Source organism: Bacillus canaveralius, assembly GCF_002860125.1.
GTDB classification, from domain to species: domain Bacteria; phylum Bacillota; class Bacilli; order Bacillales; family Cytobacillaceae; genus Bacillus_BJ; species Bacillus_BJ canaveralius.
Map to the genome: position 1 here is coordinate 50747 of NZ_PGVA01000032.1, position 6319 is coordinate 57065.

The window sequence follows — 6319 nt, forward strand, 5'->3', positions numbered from 1 at the left end:
AGTGATGTCCCATCCTTTTAAAGTGAAAACCTTGCTTCTTTTACTGTATCCACAAACTGGCGCGCTTTGTTCTCGAGATTAATAAGGAATTCCTCATTTACTTGCTGTTTCATGTTGACCAACGAACTTCCAATCCCTGCAGCCACGGCACCATTTTTAATATAGGCGCCTACATTATCTACATCGAGACCGCCTGTCGGCATAAGCGGAATTTGCGGCATCGGGCCATGGATATCCTTAATGTAACTTGGGCCAAAAACATTAGCCGGAAAGACCTTAATAATATCAGCGCCATTTTCGTATGCTGTTAAAATTTCAGTTGGCGTTAAAGCACCTGGTATGCTTACAACTCCATATCTTTTGGCAACTTTAATAGTTTCCTTATTTACAGTAGGAGAAAAGATGAACCTGGCACCGGCCATGATCGCCGCTCTGGCAGTTTCCGGATCTAATACCGTCCCCGCTCCAACAATCACTTCATCGCCCAACTCTTCTGCAACCTGTTCGATCAGGGAAAGAACCTTTGGGGTCTCCACCGTAATCTCAAGTGTTTTCACTCCGCCTTTATGCAAAGACTTTGCGATTGCAACTATATTGTCGGGAGAAGTTCCCCTAATAACTGCAACAATACCATTCTCTTGAATTTGATCTATCAATCTCATTTGTCTTCCATCCTCCTTAACGATTTACATCTTCACCTGACTGACTTGAAAAACGCTCAATCTCTTCTCTTTCAGGAAGACCCTCGACATCACCATTGACCATCGTGACGAATGCACCTGTGATATTTCCGCGATCAACTGCTTTAGCCGGTTCGAGACCATCCAATAGACCTGAGATAAAACCTGCGGCAAACCCGTCTCCCGCTCCAACCGGATCAACTACCCGTTCTACAGTAATTCCAGGCACCATTGCTTGTTCGTTATTTGTCATATACATTGCGCCTTGTGCTCCAAGCTTTAGTACAACGGTTGAGGCTCCCTGGTTAAGAAACAATTCACCCAGTTTACTAGGATCACTTTCCCCAAACAAGAATTGTCCCTCTGAAACTCCTGGAAGCACGATATCTGCTTTTGAGATCAGTTTCAATAATATGGCTCTTGCCTTTTCTTCACTCCATAATTTCCTTCTAAGATTGGGATCAAAGACAACCTTTACGCCATTTCTCTTTGCCACTTCTACGGCTTCAAAAATGGCTTCTTCACAGCTTTCACTTAATGCAGGAGTGATTCCCGTTATATGCAGATATGTTGCTTTTGCGATATATTCCTCATTAATATCTTGTTTCGATAGAGTACTAGCTGCAGACCCCTTTCGGTAATAATAGACACGAACATCATTTTCTCTTCGCGGTTCTTTAAAATAGATTCCCGTTGGTGCGGATCCGTCAGTTTTCACCTGACTGACATCAACTTTTTCACCGCTGATAAAGGACAGCATGGCCCGTCCAAACTCATCATCTCCGACCTTGCTGATCCAGCCAACTTTATGTCCGAGTCTAGAGAGCCCGATCGCTACATTGGACTCTGCTCCGCCAAACTTCATTGAAAATTGCTTGGCATATCTCATTAATCCTGTTGTATCAGGAGTAAACAAAACCATTGTTTCACCAATTGTGACGACATCCATTTCCTTCACTTCTTTCCTTATGCCTGTGATAAATAGTTATAAACCGTTTCCGTTACCGGAATCCCGTCACGAAGTCTGGCTTCTTCTTTCAGTTGCTCTGGCTCGCCAGGAACCATTACTTTAGAAAAACCTTCAGCAGGCTGTGTTTCATGAATTTCATTAATCATTTGGTCCATATTCGCCAAAAACTGTTTTGGATCTGTGAATACAGCTGGATTTATCGCGCAAAGAAAATGTCCAAGCTTACGTTTTTTACTGTAGTCACCATACATTGTCGCGATATGCGGCCCGAATGCTGCGCCTGCCAATAATCCTGATAATACATCCACTACCATGGCTAAGCCGTATCCTTTCGGGCCAGCAAAAGGAAGCAGCGCGGATACTGCATGAGGATCGGTTGTTGGCTTCCCGTTTTCGTCCACTCCCCAATCAGCAGGAACCGCCGCATCAGCCTCTCTTGCGTGCAATACCTTTCCGAAAGCAACATTGCTTGTCGCCATATCCAGTATTACCGGTTTGTTTTCCTTGGCAGGGAAACCAAATGCGATTGGGTTTGTCCCAAAATATGGCTTCGCTCCGCCGAAAGGCACGACCACTTTGTCGGTATGTGTCATCGCCATTCCGACCATATTCTTTTCAGCTGCCTGCTGGACAAAATATGATAGAGCCCCACAATGGCTGCTGTTTGTCACGACAACCATTCCAACACCATTCTTTTCTGCCAGTTTAATAGCATAATCCATGGCTTCTTTCGCAATAACGTGACCCATTCCGTCATCACCGTCAAAAATTGCTGTAGATGGGGCCGTATCTTTTACATTGAATGTTGGATTTGGATTTAACCCGCCTTCTGATAAGCGTTTAACGTAATGTTCTGTACGCAAAACCCCGTGTGAGCTTACACCCCGCAAGTCAGCATGGACAAGAACGTCAGCCACCGCTTGTGCATGGTCCTCACGTAAACCCGCTTTTGTTAATTTTGATACAACTAAGCCTGTTAACTCTTCACTCGAAACAATGATATCTGCCATTTATAAACACCCCATTAAGTTAATTTTCAATCTATTCAAGATTTGCATGCCGCTTTCGCATGGCTTCTTTCACTTCTTTGTTCACCTGCAGGCTATGGATAATGATGCCGTCCAGAAGCAGGTGCACACTTTGGTCAAATTGATTCCCTAAAGGCTGAATAGTTTCCGGTTCTTCAGGCCTGCGGTACTTAGTAGCCGCTGGAATTACCAGAACCGCGTCACTTATTCTCGCAATTTTGGAATCCCGGTTTGTAGTAACCAAAAAAACGGTTGCCCCCAATTCCCGGGCCTTTACACAAAATTCATGGATCATTCCAGTTGATCCGGAACCCGAGATCGCGACAAGCAGGTCTCCTTCGTCAATGCTTGGAGTTGTCGTTTCTCCGACCACAAATACAGAATAGCCTCCATGCATAAGACGCATCGCGAACGCTTTACCCATTAACCCGGAACGGCCCTCTCCATAGACAAAGATGCGCTTTGCTTCCTTTATCTTTTGGGAAAGTGTTAAAGCTTCTTCTTCCGCTACCAATGAGAGAACACTCGTAACTTCTTTTCCTATTGTTTCAATAATGGTTTTCAAATGAGCATCCTCTCCTTTATTTTTTGACGCCGGGTTGAATGTAATCATTGCGTCGCCAATTGTGATGATATCCGCCATGGTGCAGCCCTCCATTCCAATGTCATCAGCATGATTCTCGAACCACTAATTCCGGTTCAAATCGATATACTTGTATCTCTTTCTCTGTGTCGGCTTTTTCTATTTTTTCTATCAGGAGTGTTGCTGCTTTTTCACCCATCGCCAAAGTCGGTTGCTTTATAATCGTCAAAGCGGGACTGTAAATGCTGGCGAATGATACTTCATCAATTCCGATTAATGCAAAGTCTTGCGGAATCTGCTTTTTGTGGTCCCTGGCGTATCGCAGCACTTCCATTAACGATAAATCGTTCCCGGCGAGAATCGCCTGGGGCGGCTTTGGAAGAGAAAACATCGCTTCTAATGAAGCTGTAATCTCTTTTATTTCAATTCCTCTTACGTATTCATCTTGTACAGCGATACTTCGTTTATTTAAAGCTTTTTTATAACCTTCAATCCGTTCTATCCGCGGGGTTATTTTTTGGATAAGAGAAGTTGTAATAATCCCAATCCGTTCATATCCCTTTTTAACAAAATGATTGATCGCCAGTTCGGAAGCCTTTTCATTATTAAGAATGACTGTATCCACCGGAACATCAGGTACAATTCGGTCCATAAAAACAAGTGGATATCGGTTCTTCACAAGTGATTCATATAATTCGATATTGCCTCCCGTTGGGAAAACTATTAATCCGTCAACCTGCTTCGCCATTAACATCTCAATATATTTCTTTTCCTTCTTAGGTGAATCATCCGCATTACAAACAATCACATGATAATTATTTTCGTGGCAAATATCCTCTATCGTGCGAATAACCTGAGTGGAAAACGAGTGCAAAATATTCGCAACAATTACACCAATGGTAAATGTCTTTTTTTGCTTCAAGCTTCGGGCGACAGCATTCGGCTGGTATCCGAGCTCAAGAATCGATTGTTCAATCCTCTTCTTTGTTGCCTTGCCCATATAATCAAATCGACTATTCAAATATTGAGAGACAGTACTCTTCGAAACATTCGCATGCTTCGCAACATCTGCCATCGTAACTTTTCTCATCTCAATGCTCCTTTTTTCATAAACCGATTTACTAAACCGGTTTAGTGATATTATAAATAAAATGAAAGCGCTTTTCAAGATAATTTTTTCCCTTCTGATTGACGATTCTTGATATCTCATTTGTCCCACAGTCGTACAAGTCGCTTTGTCCACCCCCTAAAGTAAAAAGAAACCTTGGACGGCAATGAAGCCAATCAAGGTTTCTATAAAAGTTATTTATAATTTAGGAATATCAATGTTGTTTCCTGGTGATGCGCTAAAGAAAATCTCTGGAATGTCAGGGTTATTTTTTTCAATTTAAATACTTGAATTTTGAGTCAGCCCCTTGTTGTTGATTACATTAAAAACCATCAAAAGTTAGAGCTAACGAGGGTTAGTTGTATTCATATTCATATATGTCAAAGATTTTTATCCTTCAATAATTTTTTTTGGTCTTTCTCCTTCAGTTATAAGCCCCAAATTCTTGTACTCCCAAATGATCTGTTGCTCATATGAATCTACTTCAGACAAGTCATCATAATTGTATTCGATATTAAAATCTCCGGTATGGTCAAGTGTGAATGTTAGATTTGTCCATTTTTCTTGTTTTTGGTTACCAAACTCTTCCCAAATTTCAGTAAAACAGTCATATAGTTCATCTTCTAACTGCTCAAAGTCATCCTCTTGAAGATTAAATTTCTTTACGATATCAAGACTATAGACAGGCACGGTTTCCCCTTCTGGATAAAAATAGAAATATATTTGTCTTGAATCTTCACTGACTTCTGCATAAAGGTATATTTTTTCCCAAGGTACCGGAATCATGTTATTCAGTATTTCAACCGCATTTTGATACAATTGTTCCATTCCCTTATCGTCCCTCTTTATTTTACTTTAACATCATCTCCAGTTTATCAAGCTCTACAACAAGGGGCTCTTCATAGCTTTCAATTAAATTAGTGTCAAAGTATGCCCGCAAAGCCCCTTTTATCTTAGGATCTTTACTTAAATCCCCATAGTTATTTGCATCTATTGTTTCCAATAAATCTTGTAATCTCTTTAAAAGCGTGTCTAAAAATGGGTGTTCCCTTTGTTTCTTTTTTGCAATAACAAGATCTATAACCCTTTCGACTTGATTTCTAAGTTGATCCTTTGGTTCATTTTCCATTACATATCTCCGTTTTAAAGTTCTGGATAACTTCTAATTTCTTAGGAAGAATGAAAGAGCGCTTTGGAACTGTGCCCTATAAGATTTCGTGTTGAATAAGAACTTTCTTATTTCACTTTATATACTCGGCTTCCCATCTTTCTTGTTTTTCAACAGGACCAATTTGGGAAAGATCCTCATAGCCATAATTTATTTTCATCTGACCTGTGTTATCTAGAATAAAAGTTAAATTCGTCCACTGTTCCTGTTCTTGTATTTTAAATTCTTCCTGCAATTCAGAAAAAAATCCATACAGGTCATTTTCTAATTCATCAAACTCATTTTCATTAACAACAAATTTCTCAGTAATATCAAGGCTATATATTGGCTCAACACCTGATTCAGGATAATAATAGAAGAAAACTTTTTTATAGCCTTCTCTTAACTCAGCGTATAAGTAGATTTTATTCCATTCTTCAGGGATCATATTCACTAATGTGTTCGCAATTTGCTGATAGAGTTGCTCCATTTTCTTAGTTTCCATCTTGCGTGCCTCCTGTATAGTTAGTTAGCCTATCTGAATATTTTTTACCATCTATTGTATAATTAATTTTAAACGCACTCGGTCGCAATGATTGGCCTTCATATATCGGTTTTACTTTAATATTAACATCTTTACCTTCTTCTAAAGCCTTTTTCCAGGCATTCTCTAGCGTTTTATATTCGCTCCTATTTAGTGTAGCATTCATAGGCACTAAATTGTCAATTTCACCAGACCCTTTGTTTGAGTCAAGCATTTGTTGGCGGAATTTATTTCCACCTAAAACGTGTAAGCGGATTCA

At 40.3% G+C, this 6319-nt stretch carries 9 protein-coding genes; all 9 read right to left on the reverse strand.

Annotated features, from left to right (window positions below; genetic code table 11):
- Positions 1–17: 17 nt before the first annotated feature.
- The 9 genes from CU635_RS14485 to CU635_RS14525 all read right to left on the reverse strand — a co-directional run bounded on the left by CU635_RS14485 (position 18) and on the right by CU635_RS14525 (position 6274).
- The gene (locus tag CU635_RS14485) at positions 18–662 is read right to left on the reverse strand and encodes a bifunctional 4-hydroxy-2-oxoglutarate aldolase/2-dehydro-3-deoxy-phosphogluconate aldolase (protein ID WP_101578091.1); all 645 of its coding nucleotides are present in this window, start codon (positions 660–662) and stop codon (positions 18–20) included.
- A 16-nt stretch (positions 663–678) separates the two neighbouring features.
- Positions 679–1629, reverse strand: a complete 951-nt coding sequence (locus CU635_RS14490) for a sugar kinase (protein WP_101578092.1) — start codon at positions 1627–1629, stop codon at positions 679–681.
- Between the two features lie 17 nt (positions 1630–1646).
- Positions 1647–2660: an ureidoglycolate dehydrogenase gene (gene allD, locus CU635_RS14495; RefSeq protein WP_101578093.1), complete on the reverse strand. Its 1014-nt coding sequence runs from the start codon at positions 2658–2660 to the stop codon at positions 1647–1649.
- A 31-nt stretch (positions 2661–2691) separates the two neighbouring features.
- The gene (gene hxlB / locus CU635_RS14500; protein ID WP_308303540.1) at positions 2692–3321 is read right to left on the reverse strand and encodes a 6-phospho-3-hexuloisomerase; all 630 of its coding nucleotides are present in this window, start codon (positions 3319–3321) and stop codon (positions 2692–2694) included.
- A gap of 25 nt (positions 3322–3346) precedes the next feature.
- A complete protein-coding gene (locus CU635_RS14505; protein WP_101578102.1) occupies positions 3347–4351 on the reverse strand; it encodes a substrate-binding domain-containing protein in 1005 nt (334 codons plus the stop codon).
- Positions 4352–4759: 408 nt separating this feature from the next.
- Entirely contained in the window at positions 4760–5197 is a 438-nt protein-coding gene (locus CU635_RS14510; RefSeq protein WP_101578094.1) for an antitoxin YezG family protein, read from the reverse strand.
- Positions 5198–5219: 22 nt separating this feature from the next.
- The gene (locus CU635_RS14515) at positions 5220–5498 is read right to left on the reverse strand and encodes a hypothetical protein (RefSeq protein WP_101578095.1); all 279 of its coding nucleotides are present in this window, start codon (positions 5496–5498) and stop codon (positions 5220–5222) included.
- A gap of 112 nt (positions 5499–5610) precedes the next feature.
- Positions 5611–6021, reverse strand: a complete 411-nt coding sequence (locus CU635_RS14520; protein ID WP_101578096.1) for an immunity protein YezG family protein — start codon at positions 6019–6021, stop codon at positions 5611–5613.
- On the reverse strand, positions 6011–6274 hold the full coding sequence (locus CU635_RS14525; RefSeq protein ID WP_281258887.1) for a DNA/RNA non-specific endonuclease: 264 nt from the start codon (positions 6272–6274) through the stop codon (positions 6011–6013). The genes CU635_RS14520 and CU635_RS14525 overlap by 11 nt, the downstream gene beginning before the upstream one ends.
- Positions 6275–6319: the final 45 nt, after the last annotated feature.